Origin of the sequence: Anaeromyxobacter sp. SG66 (assembly GCF_022690805.1) — a bacterium.
GTDB lineage: Bacteria > Myxococcota > Myxococcia > Myxococcales > Anaeromyxobacteraceae > Anaeromyxobacter > Anaeromyxobacter soli.
Map to the genome: position 1 here is coordinate 45,429 of NZ_JALCZC010000019.1, position 15,832 is coordinate 61,260.

Annotated in this window: 14 protein-coding genes; 8 read left to right on the forward strand and 6 right to left on the reverse strand. The window is 74.3% G+C overall.

The window, feature by feature from the left end; translation table 11 throughout:
- The first annotated feature begins 7 nt into the window (after positions 1-7).
- Positions 8-1,258, forward strand: a complete 1,251-nt coding sequence (locus tag MNZ39_RS08300) for an RsmB/NOP family class I SAM-dependent RNA methyltransferase (RefSeq protein WP_242337268.1) — start codon at positions 8-10, stop codon at positions 1,256-1,258.
- 170 nt (positions 1,259-1,428) lie between these two features.
- Here MNZ39_RS08300 and MNZ39_RS08305 read toward each other — a convergent pair whose 3' ends face one another.
- Together MNZ39_RS08305 and ilvD are read right to left on the reverse strand one after the other, a co-directional pair.
- Positions 1,429-2,805 (reverse strand): IS4 family transposase, encoded by a 1,377-nt coding sequence (locus MNZ39_RS08305; protein ID WP_242337270.1) that lies wholly within the window; start codon positions 2,803-2,805, stop codon positions 1,429-1,431.
- Positions 2,806-2,883: 78 nt separating this feature from the next.
- Positions 2,884-4,563: a dihydroxy-acid dehydratase gene (ilvD, locus tag MNZ39_RS08310; RefSeq protein WP_308197188.1), complete on the reverse strand. Its 1,680-nt coding sequence runs from the start codon at positions 4,561-4,563 to the stop codon at positions 2,884-2,886.
- 103 nt (positions 4,564-4,666) lie between these two features.
- Between ilvD and MNZ39_RS08315 the strand changes: the two genes are divergently transcribed.
- From MNZ39_RS08315 to MNZ39_RS08330, 4 genes are all read left to right on the forward strand, one after another.
- On the forward strand, positions 4,667-5,338 hold the full coding sequence (locus MNZ39_RS08315) for a CoA pyrophosphatase (RefSeq protein WP_242337272.1): 672 nt from the start codon (positions 4,667-4,669) through the stop codon (positions 5,336-5,338).
- A 56-nt stretch (positions 5,339-5,394) separates the two neighbouring features.
- The gene (locus tag MNZ39_RS08320; RefSeq protein WP_242337274.1) at positions 5,395-7,014 is read left to right on the forward strand and encodes a hypothetical protein; all 1,620 of its coding nucleotides are present in this window, start codon (positions 5,395-5,397) and stop codon (positions 7,012-7,014) included.
- Between the two features lie 10 nt (positions 7,015-7,024).
- Positions 7,025-7,615 carry a HEAT repeat domain-containing protein gene (locus MNZ39_RS08325; protein WP_242337276.1) on the forward strand — a complete coding sequence of 197 codons (591 nt, stop codon included), beginning with the start codon at positions 7,025-7,027 and terminating at the stop codon, positions 7,613-7,615.
- A gap of 66 nt (positions 7,616-7,681) precedes the next feature.
- The gene (locus MNZ39_RS08330; protein ID WP_242337278.1) at positions 7,682-8,536 is read left to right on the forward strand and encodes a tetratricopeptide repeat protein; all 855 of its coding nucleotides are present in this window, start codon (positions 7,682-7,684) and stop codon (positions 8,534-8,536) included.
- Positions 8,537-8,590: 54 nt separating this feature from the next.
- Here MNZ39_RS08330 and MNZ39_RS08335 read toward each other — a convergent pair whose 3' ends face one another.
- The gene (locus MNZ39_RS08335) at positions 8,591-9,004 is read right to left on the reverse strand and encodes a response regulator (protein ID WP_242337280.1); all 414 of its coding nucleotides are present in this window, start codon (positions 9,002-9,004) and stop codon (positions 8,591-8,593) included.
- Between the two features lie 164 nt (positions 9,005-9,168).
- On the reverse strand, positions 9,169-9,366 hold the full coding sequence (locus tag MNZ39_RS08340) for a hypothetical protein (RefSeq protein ID WP_242337282.1): 198 nt from the start codon (positions 9,364-9,366) through the stop codon (positions 9,169-9,171).
- Positions 9,367-9,557: 191 nt separating this feature from the next.
- On the opposite strand from MNZ39_RS08340, the gene MNZ39_RS08345 reads away from it, so the two are divergent.
- A complete protein-coding gene (locus MNZ39_RS08345) occupies positions 9,558-10,946 on the forward strand; it encodes an IgA Peptidase M64 (RefSeq protein WP_242337284.1) in 1,389 nt (462 codons plus the stop codon).
- A 135-nt stretch (positions 10,947-11,081) separates the two neighbouring features.
- A complete protein-coding gene (locus tag MNZ39_RS08350; RefSeq protein ID WP_242337286.1) occupies positions 11,082-12,824 on the forward strand; it encodes an acyl-CoA dehydrogenase family protein in 1,743 nt (580 codons plus the stop codon).
- A gap of 307 nt (positions 12,825-13,131) precedes the next feature.
- Here MNZ39_RS08350 and MNZ39_RS08355 read toward each other — a convergent pair whose 3' ends face one another.
- A complete protein-coding gene (locus tag MNZ39_RS08355) occupies positions 13,132-13,827 on the reverse strand; it encodes a glycine cleavage system protein H (protein ID WP_242337288.1) in 696 nt (231 codons plus the stop codon).
- 407 nt (positions 13,828-14,234) lie between these two features.
- Between MNZ39_RS08355 and MNZ39_RS08360 the strand changes: the two genes are divergently transcribed.
- Positions 14,235-14,840 (forward strand): hypothetical protein, encoded by a 606-nt coding sequence (locus MNZ39_RS08360; protein WP_242337290.1) that lies wholly within the window; start codon positions 14,235-14,237, stop codon positions 14,838-14,840.
- A gap of 9 nt (positions 14,841-14,849) precedes the next feature.
- On the opposite strand, the gene MNZ39_RS08365 is transcribed toward MNZ39_RS08360, so the two are convergent.
- Positions 14,850-15,671, reverse strand: coding sequence for a hypothetical protein (locus MNZ39_RS08365; RefSeq protein WP_242337292.1), 822 nt, complete (start codon positions 15,669-15,671; stop codon positions 14,850-14,852).
- Positions 15,672-15,832 lie beyond the last annotated feature (161 nt).

Consider the following 15,832-nt stretch of genomic DNA (forward strand, 5'->3'; position numbering starts at 1 on the left):
TGCGCCCGTGCGACCGAGACCCGAGGAGCGGCTGCGCGAGATCCCCTGGCACGCGCTCGCCGGACGGGCAGCCGCGCTCGACGCGCCGCTCGCGGAGATCCTCGGCGGCGCGGCAGCGGAGCGGGTGGTCGATCGCGTCCTGCGCGGCGAGCGCGCGCTTCCGGGCGAGGCGCGACGGGCGTTCGCGGAGGCGCTCTTCGGCGTGGCGCTGTGGCGGCGCCGCCTGCGGGCCCAGCTCGGCGATCCGGACGCGCCGCCGCGCCTGCTCCTCGGCGCGCTGCTGCGCGACCTCGCCCTCCGCCCCGACGCGGAGACGCTCGCGGCGCTCGCGCCGGGCGCGCTGCCCCCGCCCCGACCGGCGCCCACCGCCCTCGCCGATCGCGCCTCGCTCCCCGACTGGCTCGCGGCAGAGCTCGTCGCTGCGGCCGGGGACGAGGCGGACGCGCTCGCCGACGCGCTCGACCTCCCCGGGCCGATCTGCCTGCGCGTGAACCTGCTCCGCGCCACGCGCCAGGCGGCGGCCGCGCGGCTCGCCGCGGAAGGCGTCGCGACCCGGGCCGGGCGCCTCGCCCCCGCCTGCCTCGTGGTCACCTCGGCGCGGCCCAACGTCTTCGGCCTCGAGGCCCACCGCGCCGGGATCGTCGAGGTGCAGGACGAGGGGAGCCAGCTCCTCGGCGCGCTCGTCGGAGCGCGACCGGGGGAGACGATCCTCGACGCCTGCGCGGGCGCGGGCGGGAAGACGCTCCTGCTCGCGTCGGACGTCGGCGCGGCGGGGCGCGTGTTCGCCGTCGATCCCGACGCCGCGCGGCTCGACCGGCTGCGCGTGCGGGCGGCGCGCGCGGGCGCTGGACCCTCCGTGGTGATCCAGGGCGCCGCGGCGCCGGAGGCGCTCCTCGCGGATCGCGTCCTGGTGGACGCGCCCTGCTCCGAGCTGGGCGCGCTGCGCCGCGGGCCGGACCAGCGCTGGCGGATCGATCCGGCGAGCTTCCCGGCGCTCCCCGCGCTGCAGCTCGGGATCCTCGCGCGCGCCGCGCGCCACGTCCGGCCCGGCGGCCGGCTCGTCTACGCGACCTGCACGTTCCGGCGGCAGGAGGACGAGGAGGTGGCGCTCGCCTTCGAGGCGGGGCACCCGGAGTACGTGCGCGTGGCGCCCGCCGCGGACCCGGCGGTGATCACGGGAGAGCGGTTCGTGCGGACCTGGCCGCACCGGCACGGGACGGACGGGTTCTTCGCGGCGGTCTGGGAGCGCAGGGGGTGAGCGGCCGATCAATGATTCGCGAAACAGGCGAGCGAAGCGAGCCCGCCGGGGCGACGCCGCGGAAGCGGCGAAGCCGCTCGCGGCGGCGCACGGGACCCGGCGAGCAGGGGTGGGTCCCCGACGACGGCGGCCAGCCGTCGGCGGGGCGGGGGCGCAGCCCTCAGGATTGATCACATCCTGAGGGCCAGCGCCGCTCCGCGCTCGAGTAACAGCAGGTCTTCGTAGCCCCTTCCGAGCACCTGCCAGCCCGGTTCGCCGTTGTTCTTGATATGCCCGCCGAGCTTCGCGACGGCGAACATCGCGTCGCGAATGGTGGGTTCCTCCCGGAGCTTCACGTCGGGGTGCCGCTGCAGGAGCATCAGCTTGAGGGGGGAGAGGACGCGGTCCGCCGGCAGATCTGCGTCATCGCGGGAGAGCTGGCGTAACGCCAACAGCTGCCAGGCGATGGGTGTGAACACCGCGAGCGCATTCAGGAGCGCGTGCTTCGATTCGAGCTGGCGCTTCTCGTACGCGCATCCCTGCTTCAGCGCGCGGAAGAACTCCTCGATAACCCACCGGGCGCGGTACGCGTCGACGATAGCTGCCACGTCTTCGGCGGTCTCGACGGGCTCGGTCGTGACCAGTCGCCACTCGACCGGATCGATGCCACGCCCGACGTTCTTCTCGCGAACGCGCACCACGTTGAGGCGCAGGCGTTCGGGAACGCGCGCGCCGAGATGTGAGGGGCGCAGGATCGTCACGGAGCAGGCGGTCACGGAGAGCGTTGCCGAACGCTCCCTCCGGTAGGGATGCTTCTTCGCTCGGCTCGGAGGATCTCGCCGTTGGGGCGACCTCGCCGAGAGCGCCACCTGCCGCGTGAGCAGCGCCCTCTTGCCCCTGAGGACATCGCTGATGCGGCCCCGCCCCAGCGCAGTCTCTGTGGCGCGGTCGAACTGCAGCCGAACGACGAAGCGTCGGTTCTCCGACGCGAGTGCCGCGAACAGCTCGTATCCGTCGGCTTCGCGATCCATGACATGCACCGCGGAAACGCGCTCGCCGAGTTCCGCGTCCGCGCGCCGAACGAGGTCCACCCAGCGACGCGACTCCTTGTCTTCCATGGGCCGACGCTCGCGATGGCGTGGCGTCCGGCCCCCGCGCTCACGAAACACGGTTTCGATGCCGAGCACGCCGAGGGGCGCGCGGTCGCGAGCAGCCACCGCGAGCGCGAAGTGGCCGAGGAAGCCGTGCGTCGTGTCACCTGCTATTCGGCCGAGACCTTCGCGCTCCGAGCTGAACCGGAACTCCGAGCTGTCGTGCGCGACCACGACGGCGCCCGCGCTCGCGCACCGACTGACGGTGGCGCGAACGTGCGGTACCAGCACCACCTCGGGGGTTACGGCCTCGTTTCCGAGAAACCTGTACGTGGCCTCCAGCGCCGCGTCCGATCCGGCCGCCTTCGGGAAGCTCCGATCGGGCGCCTTCGCGATCTGCTCCGCGAGGCGAACGAGCCGCTTGCTCAGCCGCTTGTCACCGAAGTCCGCCGTGTCGACCTCGCCGCGGATGTCCATGGCGAGGGTAGATCACGGCGGGGCGCTGAACGCCAGATGTGTAGGATCCTGAGGGCGCAGCCCCCGTTCGAACATGCCCTACAGCTCCGTCTTCATGACCGCGCCCGCGGACGCGTTCGACACGAGCAGCGCGTAGCGCCTGAGCCAGGAGGAGCGGACCTCCTTGCGCTTCGGGCGGAAGCCCTCGCGCCGCCGGGCGAGCTCCGTGTCGGGGACGTCCACGGTGAGCGCGCGCGCCGCCACGTCGATGGTGATGGGATCGCCGTCCTGCACGAGGCCGAGGGGCCCGCCCTCGGCGGCCTCCGGCGACACGTGCCCGACGCAGGCGCCGCGCGTCGCGCCGGAGAAGCGGCCGTCCGTGACGAGCGCGACCTGCTCGCCGAGGCCCATGCCCTGGATGAGCGCCGTGGGCGAGAGCATCTCCTGCATGCCCGGCCCGCCCCTCGGCCCCTCGTAGCGGATGACCACGAAGTGCCCGGGCTTCACCTTGCCGGCCATGATCCCGGCGGTCGCCTCGTCCTGCGAGTCGAAGCAGATCGCGCGGCCGGTGAACCTCCGCATCGAGGGCTCGATGCCGGCGGTCTTCACCACCGCGCCCTCCGGCGCGAGGTTGCCGAACAGCACCGCGAGGCCGCCCACGGGCGAGTAGGCCTCCTCGAGCGGATGGATCACGGTGCGATCCTTGATCTCCGCCTCGCGGATGCGCTCGCCGACCGTCTCGCCGCTCACGGTGAGCGCGTCCTCGCGGACGAGCCCCCCGCGCCGCGCCACCTCGTGCAGCACCGTCGGGACGCCGCCCGCGCGGTGGATGTCTTCCATGTGCACGGTGGACAGCGACGGCGCGATCTTCGCGATGTGCGCGACCTTCCCCGCGATCGCTTCGATGTCCTTCAGGTCGAGGGCGACGCCCGCCTCGCGCGCGATGGCGAGCATGTGCAGCACGGTGTTCGACGAGCCGCCCATCGCCATGTCGACCACCATCGCGTTGTGGATGGCGTCCTTCGTGACGATGCGCCGCAGCCGGAAGCGCTCGTCGCCGGCGATCTCCACCGCCCGGCGCGCCGCGCGGCGCAGGAGCGCCTCGCGCTCCGGGGTGAGCGCCAGGATGGTCCCGTTGCCGGGGAGCGCGATGCCCATCGCCTCGCAAAGGACGTTCATCGAGTTCGCGGTGAACATCCCGGAGCACGAGCCGCCGGAGGGGCAGGCGCGGCACTCGATGTCGTGCAGCTCGGCGTCGCCCATCTCCCCGCGGGCGCGCTTGCCGACCGCCTCGAACATCGTGGTGAGGTCGATGGGCGTGCCGTCCGCCTTGTGGCCCGCCTTCATCGGCCCGCCGGAGACGAACACCGTCGGCACGTCCACCCGGAGCGCGCCCATCACCATGCCGGGGACGATCTTGTCGCAGTTCGGGATGCAGACGAGCGCGTCGAGGCAGTGCGCGTTCATCATCGTCTCGATCGAGTCGGCGATGAGCTCGCGCGAAGGCAGGCTGTAGAGCATGCCCGCGTGCCCCATGGCGATCCCGTCGTCCACGCCGATGGTGTTGAACTCGAAGGGGACGCCGCCCGCCTTGCGGATCTCGTCCTTCGCGATCCGGCCGTACTCCTGGAGGAAGAAGTGGCCCGGGATGATGTCCACGTGGCTGTTCGCGATCCCGACGAACGGCTTGTCGAAGTCGGCGTCGGTGAGGCCGGTCGCGCGGAGCAGGCTGCGGTGGGGGGCCCGCTCGAACCCCTTCTTGATCATGTCGCTGCGCACGTTCCGGTTGTCCCCATTCGGCCACCGGGTTGTCAACCCGCGCGGCTTGACCGCCCGCCCGCCCGCTCGCGGCGAGGGCGCCGTCCGGTTATGAGCACGGGCGATGGCCGCGCCCGCTCCGAGCTTCGAGGAGGCGATCGCCCGCGTTCGCGCCGCGCTCGCCGAGCGGCCGGCGCGCGCGCTCGAGGTGCCCGGCTTCCGGCGCGCGGGCGTGCTCGTCCCGATCCTGGCGCGGCCCGAGGGCCCCACGCTGCTCTTCACCCGCCGCACCGAGACGCTCCCGCACCACAAGGGCGAGATCTCGTTCCCCGGTGGCGGCTGCGCGCCGCGCGAGAGCGCCTTCGCCGCGGCGCTGCGCGAGGCCGACGAGGAGGTCGGGCTCGCGCCCGGCGGCGTGGAGCTGCTCGGCGCGCTCGACGACGTCCCGAGCATCGCGCGCTACGTCGTCACCCCCGTGGTCGCGGCGGTGCCCGCCCCGCCCCCCGCCTTCGTGCGCGCCGAGGCCGAGGTCTCCGAGCCGTTCGAGCTGCCGCTCGCCCGGCTGCTCGACCCGGGGAACCGGCGCGCCTCGCTGTGGGATCCGGCGCGGCTTCCGGCCGAGGCCGCCGCGGCGCTCCTCTCGGTGCGGGTGCCGTTCGAGGAGGTGGACGCAGCGACCGGCCAGTGGCGGGTGTGGTCGTTCCACGCCGATCCGGCGCGCGTCGTGTGGGGGCTCACCGCCCGCGTGCTCGCGGATCTGCTCGACCGCGCGTTCCACGGGGAGCTCCCGCGTTGAGGCGCCCCGTCCTCGCGGGTCGCCGGGCCCCGCGGTGGAGCTTAGGATGTCGGACGGTGCGCAGACGACTCGCCCCCGCCGCGGTCCTCGCCTTCGCCTGCGCGCTCGCCTGTGGCGGCGGGTCGAAGAGCAGCGGGACCGAAAAGACGTGCAAGGCCGCGATCGACTGCGGCGGCGTCCTCGTCTGCATCGCCGGAAAGTGTGCGGCGGCGGCGCCCGTCTCCGCGGCCTGCTCGCCGCCTTCCCACCCCACGGCCGTCCTCGGCGATCCCATGACGGCGCCCGATCCCGGCACCGCCTGCCAGACCCCCATCCGCGCGCCGGTGTACCCGGGGGCCCAATCGCTCGGGGAGCTCCCGGTCGGCGCCCAGGCGCAGTTCCAGGTGCCGCCGGGGACCTGGAGCGTGACGGTGGTCTCCCAGGAGGTCGCCGGCTCGGCGCCCGACTTCGTCTACCTCGAGACCGGGCAGGCGTGCGGCGTGACGGCGGACTGCGGGGCCGGGGTGCAGTGCGTGAGCGGACAGTGCGCGTTCGGGATCCCGAACTCGGTGGTCCCCACCGGCGTCACCGCACCCGACTCCCGGGTCTTCTACGACGAGCTCGCCAAGATCCCCCAGGACGCGAACGGCTATCCCGACTACACCGGCCTCCTCGGCTACTACGGGGGGTTCACGCCCGTCTCCGGCGCGCTCACGCTCCCCAACACCTCCCCCGGCCTGGACGCCGCGCGCAGCGCGGGCGGGCTGCCGCCCGGCACCTGGACGCTCACGGTCAACGACTACGCCTACGAGTGCGCCGCGATGTCGGGGTGCACCGGGGGGAGCAGCTCGAGCCGTTACGACGTGCAGGTCCTCACGCGCGCGGGCCCCATCACCTCCACCGGCACGCTCGACGTCGACGTCTACGTCGCGTCGGCGAGCGCGACCGCGGCGGGGCTCGCGCACGACCCGCAGCTCGCGCGCCTGTTCCAGAGCGTGGCGGCGGTGCTCGGACACGCGGGCCTCTGCCTCGGCAGCGTGGTGCTCCACGACCTGCCGGCGTGGGCGCAGTCGAGGTACGCGAACGTGAACATCGACTCCACCGGCCCGTGCGATCCGCTCTCGCAGCTCTTCACGCTCGCCGAGGCGCAGCGCCCGTCGATCCACCTCTTCCTCGTGGACGAGCTCACCGTCACCGCGAACGACCCGAACGACCCGTTCGCGATCGTCGGCATCGACGGCTCGATCCCCGGCCCGTCCGGCGTCCCCGGCACCGTGAACGGGGGGGCGGTGGTGACGCTCGCGGACCTGGGCATGGGGAGCTGCGGCGGGACGGTCGACATCGCGCATTGCGGCACGGACCGCATGGCCTTCATCGTGGCGCACGAGGCGTCCCACTGGCTCGGCCTGTACCACACGACCGAGCGGTCCGGCACGATGTTCGACCCGCTCTCCGACACGCCCACCTGCGCCTGCGCGACCTGCGCGCCGGTCGCCGATCGGGCGACCTGCGAGGACAAGCTCACCGACCCCTCGCAGACGCCCTTCGACGTGACCGGCGCCGACTGCTCCGGCGCAGGCACCACCTGCGCCGGCGCCTCGAACCTCATGTTCTGGCTGCTCGACGACACCCGCTCGAACGGGTCGGTCACGCCGCAGCAGTCCGAGGTCATGCGCCTCAACCCTGCGGTCCGCTGACGGAGCCTCCATGACCGCTGCCCTCGCCGCCCTCGCGCTCGCCCTCGTCTCCTCCACCGGTGCCGCCCGCGCGCCCGCGTGCACGCCCCCCGGCGCGAGCGCGCCGGAGGCCGGGGCCCGCCCGTGCGATCCCGCCGTGCGCGCGAGGACGCTCGAGCTCCTCGGCGCGATCGATCGTCCGATCCGGCCGGAGACCTGGCGCGCGCTCGGGCCGGACGCCGAGCCGGTGCTCGCCGAGGTCGCGGCCTCCGACGCGCTCCCCACCCGCCGCGCCCTCGCGCTCGAGGGGCTCGCCGCCATAGGCGGCGCGCGCGCCGAGAAGCTGCACCGCTCGCTCGCGGCCGACACCCACGAGCCGCGCGCCGTCCGCCGCGCCGCGATCCGCGGCCTCGGCCGGCTCGTCCCCCGGGAGAAGCTCGACGCCACGCTGCGCCCGCTCCTCGAGCGCGATCCGGATCGCGGCGTCCGCGCCGGCGCCGCCGAGGTGCTCTCTCGCCGCTCCCCCGCCTCGTCCTGCGCCGCCATCCGCGCGCAGGCCCGGCGCGAGGGGACCGCCGGGAGCGGGCTCTTCGCGCGCGCGCTCGCCGCCTGCGAGCGGTAGCGACCCCATCGCGCGCCTCGTGACGCGACCCGCTCCACCGGGCTCCGCGCTATCCTCCCCACCTCCGTGCTCGCCCTCCTCGTCGCGCTCGCGCTCGCTCAGGCCCCCGGCCTCCCGCCCTCCGCCTGCGCGCTGCACCGCGCCCTCTTCCCGAGCGCGCCGCAGCCTCCCGGCGGCGAGCCCGGCTGCGCCGACGCGCTGAAGGAGGCGTGCGACTCCGGCCGGCGCCTCGCGTGCCACGGGCTCGCGCGCGTGCTCGAGGCGGGGACCGCAGGCAGGCCCGATCCCGAGCGCGCGCTCGCGCTCTTCGCTCGCGCCTGCGCCGCCGGCGTCGCCGACGCGTGCGCGGGCGCGGCCGAGCTGCGCGCGGCGCGGGGCGATCGGGAGGGGGCCCGCGCTTCCCGCGAGGAGGGGTGCGCGATGGGCTCGGCCCGCGCGTGCGCGCTGCTCGCGGCGGACGCCCCGCCCGGCCGCGCCGACCGCCTCGCCGAGCGGGCCTGCGATCTCGGCGCCGCCGAGGGGTGCCTCGCGCTCGCCCGCGAGGCCGACGGCGAGCGACGGGGAGAGCTCCTGTGGCGGGCCTGTCGCCTCGGCGCGGACGCGGCCTGCGCTGCGATGGCGCTGCCCGCCGGCGAGGCGCGCTGCGCGGACGGCGACGGGGAGTCGTGCCTCGAGGCGGGGAAGGTGCTGCAGGAGGGGCGGGCGGCGCCGGCGGACGGCTCGCGCGCCGCGGAGCGCTACGCCCGCGCCTGCGAGCTCGGGCTCGCCGCGGGGTGCAGCCGCCTCGGCGTGCTCCTCCGCTTCGGCGCGGGCGTGCCCCACGACGAGGCGCGCGCCCGGGCGCTGTTCGAGCGCGCCTGCGCGGAGGGAGACGACGAGGGCTGCCGGCTGCGTGACGACCCGGTGCGGCTGGAGGAGTGACGGCGCCCCCCGCGCGCCGGGCTCATCATCGAGGACGGCGGGCGGAGCACGCCGTCACGCCGAAGGCTGGCCGGGTGGCGCGGCGCCGCCGGGGCGCGGCGCGTGGAGCGCGGCCCGGATCCCGGCGAGCAGCGCACCCTCCTCGATCGGCTTCGGCACGAAGACGTCGGCGCCGGCCGCGAACAGCTCGACGCGCGCCGCCGGGCGTCCGGAGATGCCCACCACCGGGAGGGAGGCGAGGCGGAGGTCCGGCGAGCGACGCAGCGCGGTGACGACCTCCGCGCCGCGCATGCCGGGCATCGCGTCGTCCACCAGCAGGAGGTCCGGCGGATCGGCGTGGGCGAGCGCGAGCGCGACCTCTCCCGACTCGGCCTCGAGGCACACGTGCCCCGCGTCCTCGAGCATGAGGCTCACGAGCCTGCGGACGAGGTGGTTGTCGTCGACGACCAGGATGCGGAGGAGCGCCATCGGTGCCGCCGGAGCAAGCTAGTGACGTGGGGGCGCGGAGGAGAAGCGGGAGGCGCCGTTCGCTCCGTCGAGCTACCGGGGTGACCGTACCGGCTTCACGGGGAGCGGCGCGCGACGCGATGCGAAACAGGTCCTGGGCCGATCGTCCGACGGGGGAAGGTCGTTCAGGGGTGCTGGCCCGCGTCGTCCTGCGGCTGGAACGCGGCCCACATGTCGCGGGCGTCGCGGACCTGCTCCATGAGCGCGATGCCGATCGCGCAGGCGAGGAAGACCGCCAGCGCGAGCATCCACGGGTGGAACTCGAGCAGGTCCCTCGGGCTCAGCGGAGCCCGCCCCTGCCGATCGTCGTTCCGCGCCGCCATGCCCGGTAAGTAGACCGCGCCCAGCGCACGATGCAACCCCTTCGGCGTGGTGCGCCCAGGCGTTCAGGCGCTCGCGGTTGGGGCCCTCCCACCTGGAGCCTCGCGATATCGGCGCAGAAGGGTCGGGGAGCCCCCGGCGTGGCGCGCGCCCCGGCCCGTGCGGTGCAGGCCCCGTACTACACTCCCGCGCCATGCTCGCCACCCTGCTCGCCGCCGTCAGCCTCGTCGCGGCGCCCCCGCGCACGCTCCGGGTCGACTACTTCCACACCGGCACCGCCACCGACGAGCGCTTCAGCCTCGATCGCGTGGTGCTCGAGCCCCTCCCCTTCCCCGGCCGGCCGGACCGTCCCGTCGACGACACGAACCTCGGCAAGTACTTCTTCGAGGTCCGCGACCTCGGCACGCAGAAGGTCCTCTACTCGCGCGGCTTCGCCTCGATCTTCGGCGAGTGGGAGCTGACCGACGAGGCGCGCAAGGCGAACCGGACGTTCTCCGAGTCGGTGCGCTTCCCGGCGCCCGCCGCGCCGGTGCAGCTCGTGGTGAAGAAGCGCGACGCGGAGCGGACGTTCCGCGAGGTCTGGTCGCTCGTGGTCGATCCGCACGATCGGTTCGTGGACGACTCTCGCCCGCCGTCGCCCGGCCCGGTCGTCGCCCTCCAGGACGCGGGCGACCCCGCGACGAAGCTCGACCTGCTGCTCGTCGGGGACGGCTACACCGAGAAGGAGCGCGCCAAGTTCGAGAAGGACGCGCGCCGGCTCCTGGAGATCCTCTTCGAGCACGAGCCGTACCGGTCGCGGCGCCGGGACTTCAACGTGTGGGGGATCTGCCCGCCGGCGGAGGAGCGCGGCGTCTCCCGCCCGCTCACGGGGATCCACCGCCGCAGCCGGGTCGGCGCCACGTACGACGCGTTCGGCTCGGAGCGCTACGTCCTCTCCTTCGAGAACCGCTCGCTGCGCGACGTGGCGTCCTTCGCGCCCTACGACGCGATCGCCATCCTCGTGAACGCCGAGACCTACGGCGGCGGCGGCATCTTCAACCTCTACGCCACCGTCGCCGCGGACAACCGCTGGGCGGGCTACATCTTCGTCCACGAGCTCGGCCACTCGCTCGCTGCGCTCGCCGACGAGTACTTCACCTCCGAGACCGCCTACCTGCCGAGCGAGGCGCGTCCCGAGCCGTGGGAGCCGAACGTCACGGCCGACCCGCACGCCGCGAAGTGGAAGGAGCTGCTCTCGCCGGGCGTGCCGCTGCCGACCCCGTGGCCGAAGGAGGAGTTCACCCGCCGCGCGAAGGAGTTCCAGGAGCAGCGCAAGGCGATCCGCGCGCGCAACGGGGCGGAGGCGGAGATGGACGCCCTCTTCCTCGCCCAGCAGAAGGAGGAGACGGCGCTCCTCTCCGCCGCCCCGACCGCCGGGAAGGTGGGCGCGTTCGAGGGCGCGAACTACGAGGCGAGCGGCTACTACCGGCCGGAGCTCGACTGCGTGATGTTCACGCGCGATCCGGTGCCGTTCTGCGCGGTGTGCCGGCGGGCGCTCTCGAGGGTGTTCGACCTGTACGCGGCCCCGGCGAAGGGACGCTGACCGGGACGCCGGGGAAGTCGCCCCACCGGCCGCGCCGCCGCTGCCCGACGTACCCCCTCGGGCCGGGCCATGCCCTCGCACCCGGATGGCGCGGCGCGTTATGATTCTCGAATCAACCGGCCCGGAGGCCTCCCGATGACCGACAAGAGGACCGCGAGCTTCATGCGCTCGCTCTGCATGGGCGAGATCGAGGAGGAGATCCTCCTCCCCTACCCGGAGCCGAAGACGGGCGAGAAGGAGACGCTGGCGGCGGTGCTCCAGACGCTCAAGTCGATGCTCGGCGGGCGCGAGCGCGACTTCCGCGCCTGGGATCGGGCCGGCGAGATGCCGAAGGACTTCGTGAGCGAGCTCAAGGACGCGGGCCTCTTCAGCCTCGTCATCCCGGAGGCGCACGGCGGGCTGGGGCTCGGCGCCACCGCCTACTCGCGCATCATGCAGGAGCTCGCCCGCTACGACGCCTCCGTGGCGGTGACCGTCGGCGCGCACAGCTCGATCGGCATGCGCGGCCTGCTCCTGTTCGGGACCGAGGAGCAGAAGGCTCGCTTCCTGCCGCGGCTCGCCACGGGCGAGCTCGTCGCCGCGTTCTGCCTGACCGAGCCGGGCGCCGGCTCGGACGCCGCCGGCATCAAGACGACGGCGGTGCGCGACGGCGACGACTGGATCCTGAACGGCGAGAAGCTCTGGATCACGAACGGCGGCATCGCCGACTTCTTCACGGTCTTCGCGAAGACCTCGCTCGACGGCCGCGGCCGGATCACCGCCTTCATCGTGACGCGCGACATGAAGGGCGTCTCGACCGGTCCCCACGAGGACAAGATGGGGATCCGCGCCTCGTCCACGACCACCGTCGTGCTCGAGGACGTCCGCGTCCCCTCGGCGAACGTGCTCGGCGAGATCGGGCAGGGCTTCAAGCTCGCCATGAAGATCCTGAACGCCGGGCGGACCGGGCTCGGGGGCGGCTCGGTGGGCGGCATGAAGCGGCTCATCGAGCTCGCGGTGCACCAGGCCCGCGACCGCGTGCAGTTCGGGCAGCCCATCGCGAGCTACGACTCGATCCAGCAGAAGATCGGCCAGATGGTCATCGACTGCTACGCCTCGGAGAGCGTCGTGAACCTCGTCGCCGGGCTCGTGGACCGCGGCTACGAGGACTACGCGGTCGAGGCGGCGATCTCGAAGGTGCTCTCGAGCGAGGCGCTGTGGCGGACCGCCGACGAGGCGCTCCAGATCGCGGCGGGCCAGGGCTACATGCGCGAGATGCCCTACGAGCTCGCGCTGCGCGACAGCCGCATCAACCGGATCTTCGAGGGCACGAACGAGATCCTGCGCCTGTTCATCGCGCTCACCGCCATGAACGACGTCGCCGAGGAGCTGAAGGACCTGTCGAGCTCCATGCGCGGGGTGTTCGCCGATCCCATCAAGGGCTTCGGGGTCCTCTCCGACTACGCCAAGCGGCGCGCCCAGCTCGCGACCGGCCTGCGCCGCGAGAAGGGCCGCTTCACGCTCCTCCACCCGTCGCTCGCCCCGGAGGCGGCGCTCTTCGAGGAGGCCGCGACCGCGCTCGCGCGGGCCGCGGACCGGATCCTCCGCAAGCACGGCAAGAAGATCATCGGCGAGCAGCTCGCGACGCGGCGCCTCGCGGACATCATGGTGGACCTGTTCGCGCTCGCGGCGGTGCTCGCGCGCGTCTCCACCAAGATCGACGATCGCGGCGAGGCGTCGGCGGAGATGGAGCGCCAGATCCTCCGCGCCCTCGCCCGCCAGGCGAAGCGGCGCGTCGACCAGAACCTCGCCGGCATCGACGAGAACGAGGACGCGACCGTGAAGCAGCTCGCGAAGCACGTCCTCGAGGCCGGCCGGTACGCCTGGGACAACCTTTGATGGCGCCACCCGCTCGCATGGAGCCTGCTGCGACGCACGCTGCCTGCCTGCGCCGGGCGGCCTCGTCGTTGCGTTCCTCGACGTGCCTTACAGGCACGCCTGCGGTGCTCCCTCCTCGGAGCGCCCGGCTCGGCGACGTCATCGCGCGTCTCGCGACGGCTCCACGCAAGCGACGGGCGCCATGAGCGACGGATCGCGGTTCGCGGTCACTTGACCGCACGGAGCCGCGCCCTGACGCCGGCGGCCCGCCCCCGCGTCTCGCCGGGACGGGCCGCCGCTCGCCGTCGCTCCGCTCCTCCCCCGCGCGTCACGCGGGGCGGAGGAACAGCGCGAGGACCCGCTGCCAGCCGTCCTCGCCGAGGGTGGAGGGCGCGGGGGGAGGGAGCGCGCCGCCGTCCGCCGCCGCGAGGCCGAGCTCCTCCTCGACGTAGCGGTCGAGCCGCTCGCGCTCCCGGCGCAGCCAGCCGCCGCCCTCGCGATCCTGCGGGAACGTCATGTAGACGCCGTCCGAGGGCGCGAGGGCGAAGAGCCAGCCGCGCCCGTAGGGCTCGCGCTTCACGAGGCCGGGATCGCCGCGCAAGGTCCCGTTCACGGCCACGACGCGCCCGTCCACCGGCGCGGTGATCCGGACGATGCGGCCGCCCGCCCGGACCACCGCCACGGGATCGCCGCGGCGCACCTGCATGCCGCGGCGAGGCAGCTCGACCGCGCTCGCCGAGGGGAGGAGCCGCTGCGCGAAGTCGTCGAGGCCCACGCGCAGCCCGCTCGCGGCGGGCGCGAGCCAGGTGTGGTTGGGCGCGTAGTACGCGTCCCGGCGGTAGGCGAGGTCGCCCGCGTCCGCCAGGGCGGCCTCGCGGCGGCGCTCACGCGCGCGCCAGGCGAGGGCGAGCGCGAGGGCGGGCAGCGCGAGCGCGAGGAGCCCGGCGAGGAACAGCGCCGAGCGCCCCGCAGCACCGAGGAGGAACGTTCCCAGCGCCTCGAGGATGGAGACGAACGTCGTCATGGTTGCGCTCCCTTTCTTCGCGGTCGAAGTCCCGGCGGGACACCCTCCAGCTTCGCAAGCGACGGGCCAGCGCTCCCGGGCCGGTGAGCCCTCGTTTTCGTTCGGGTCCGCGCTCCCGCGGCAACCCGCCGCGTGGAGGTTCTCAGCGGGCCCCCACGGTCGGCTGCCTGGAACCGCCCTGAATCCGCGCGCGTGGGCGGCGAACGTTGAGTCCGTCAACGCATGGTGAATTCCTCGCTGTCCTCCCGACCCGGCAGGCGCCCCCGCCCGCGCGGGAGCACCGCTCCCGTACGTCCCGGCGGCGAGGGCCCCATGAAGCGTGCCCGCCTCCCCCACAGGCGCGCACCCGGAGCCTTGCGTACCCTCGAGCCCGCGCGAACGTTGTCGTGCCGGAGGGCTCTTCCGCCATGTCGCGCACGCTCCTCGTCGTCGCCGCGCTCGCCGCGATCCCCGTCGTCTCCCGTCCGGAGCCGCCCCGGGCCGAGGGGACCATCGACGCAGGGGACGCGCAGGTGGAGGTGCTGGGGAAGCGCTACGCTCCGGGCGAGACGATCGAGCTCCCCGAGGGTTATCTGCGGGTGGAGGAGGCCGGACCCGAGGACGACGAGATCGGGTCGTTCACCGTCGTCCCGGCGGCGGCGCTCGCGCGCGCTGAGCCCCCCCCGGCGGCGAGCCCCGAGCAGGCGACGGCGCGCAGCGGCGCGCGCGCGCAGCCGGGCGCGGTGGCCGGCAACGGGACGGGAGCGGGGGAAGAGACGACGGCCCCGCGGAGGAGCGCGCACCCCGACTGCAGCGCCGAGCGCGCGGCCTACCTCGCCGAGATCTGGAAGCAGTCGGGGATCGAGGTCTCCGACCCGAAGGGCTTCCTCGCCGGCCTGGAGCAGACCGAGGAGGGCGCGGATCTCACGCTCGCGTGGTTCGCGCTCTCGACCGACGCCTTCCGCACCCTCGCGTGGTCGTCCGATGCTCGCGCCAAGGCGGCCGCGCTCGCGCGCTGCGCGCGGGGGAACTGATCACGCCGCTCACGCCGCCGCGACCGACTGCTCGGGGGTCTCCGGGGGCGGTGCGGGCCTGAGCGCAGCGAGCCGCTCGGCCGGCACCGACGGGCTCGCGTAGACGAGCTCGAGCGGCGCGCGCACGAACGCGTCGGGCAGGATGCCCACGCCGGAGAGGCCCAGGATGCGGTGGAGCTCGGGCTGCACGCCGAGGAACGGCGCGAGGGAGCGAGTCGCGCGGTGGACGAGCTCGGTGCAGGAGAGCCGCTCGAGGTCGGTGAAGTCGAGGTCGAAGTCGTAGGGCCGCCCGAGCTGGGCGAGCGCCACCTGGCGCACCACCGGCCACGCCTCCTCGAACGGGACCTCGCCGCCCCCGACGAGCCGGTCGCGCACGAGCCGCTCCTCCTCGACGAGGGCGCGGGGGTCGTCCGCCGGCGCCTCGGCCCGCTGCCGGAGCCGCGCCGGGAAGCGCAGCACGACGAGCCGGTCGCAGCGGCAGAAGTCGAGCACGTCCTCGGTGAGGACGCCCTCTGCGATGGCGTGGATGACGATCTGCTCGCCGAGGGCCAGCCGATCGCGGGCTCCCGCGGGAGCGAGGTCGCGGTCGGCGGGGGTGGTGCGGCCGAGGTACAGCCCCACGTGGCTGAACAGGCCGGGGATGAGCTTCCCGTCGAGGTACGCGTCGTAGCCGCGGACGAGCACGTCGCCGGGACGGACGCGGTCGATCACCGCGCGCGCGTCGCGGCCCTTCACCTTGTAGGAGCCGGGGTCGTAGACGATCCACATCGGGAAGCGGAAAACCTTCACGTCGCCGAGCACGTCCATGAGCGCGTCTCGCACACGTCCCATCGGGACCTCCGGATGCGAAGGCCCCCGATGAGAGCACACTCAGCGTGAGAGCGCGATACCGACATCACGGTACGTCATTCCCGCTCGAGCGCCTCGAGCTCCGCGCGCCGGGCCGCCGCGCCGGCCTCCGCGGCCTCCGCCCGCGCGCGCGCCTCGTTCGC

What these genes read in the sequence shown, in the direction of transcription:
- MNZ39_RS08305 (WP_242337270.1), bottom strand. Translation starts at nt 2,805, where the DNA reads ATGGACATCCGCGGCGAGGTCGACACGGCGGACTTCGGTGACAAGCGG.
- MNZ39_RS08315 (WP_242337272.1), top strand. Translation starts at nt 4,667, where the DNA reads ATGGCCGCGCCCGCTCCGAGCTTCGAGGAGGCGATCGCCCGCGTTCGC.
- MNZ39_RS08325 (WP_242337276.1), top strand. Translation starts at nt 7,025, where the DNA reads ATGACCGCTGCCCTCGCCGCCCTCGCGCTCGCCCTCGTCTCCTCCACC.
- MNZ39_RS08335 (WP_242337280.1), bottom strand. Translation starts at nt 9,004, where the DNA reads ATGGCGCTCCTCCGCATCCTGGTCGTCGACGACAACCACCTCGTCCGC.
- MNZ39_RS08340 (WP_242337282.1), bottom strand. Translation starts at nt 9,366, where the DNA reads ATGGCGGCGCGGAACGACGATCGGCAGGGGCGGGCTCCGCTGAGCCCG.
- MNZ39_RS08345 (WP_242337284.1), top strand. Translation starts at nt 9,558, where the DNA reads ATGCTCGCCACCCTGCTCGCCGCCGTCAGCCTCGTCGCGGCGCCCCCG.
- MNZ39_RS08350 (WP_242337286.1), top strand. Translation starts at nt 11,082, where the DNA reads ATGACCGACAAGAGGACCGCGAGCTTCATGCGCTCGCTCTGCATGGGC.
- MNZ39_RS08355 (WP_242337288.1), bottom strand. Translation starts at nt 13,827, where the DNA reads ATGACGACGTTCGTCTCCATCCTCGAGGCGCTGGGAACGTTCCTCCTC.
- MNZ39_RS08360 (WP_242337290.1), top strand. Translation starts at nt 14,235, where the DNA reads ATGTCGCGCACGCTCCTCGTCGTCGCCGCGCTCGCCGCGATCCCCGTC.
- MNZ39_RS08365 (WP_242337292.1), bottom strand. Translation starts at nt 15,671, where the DNA reads ATGGGACGTGTGCGAGACGCGCTCATGGACGTGCTCGGCGACGTGAAG.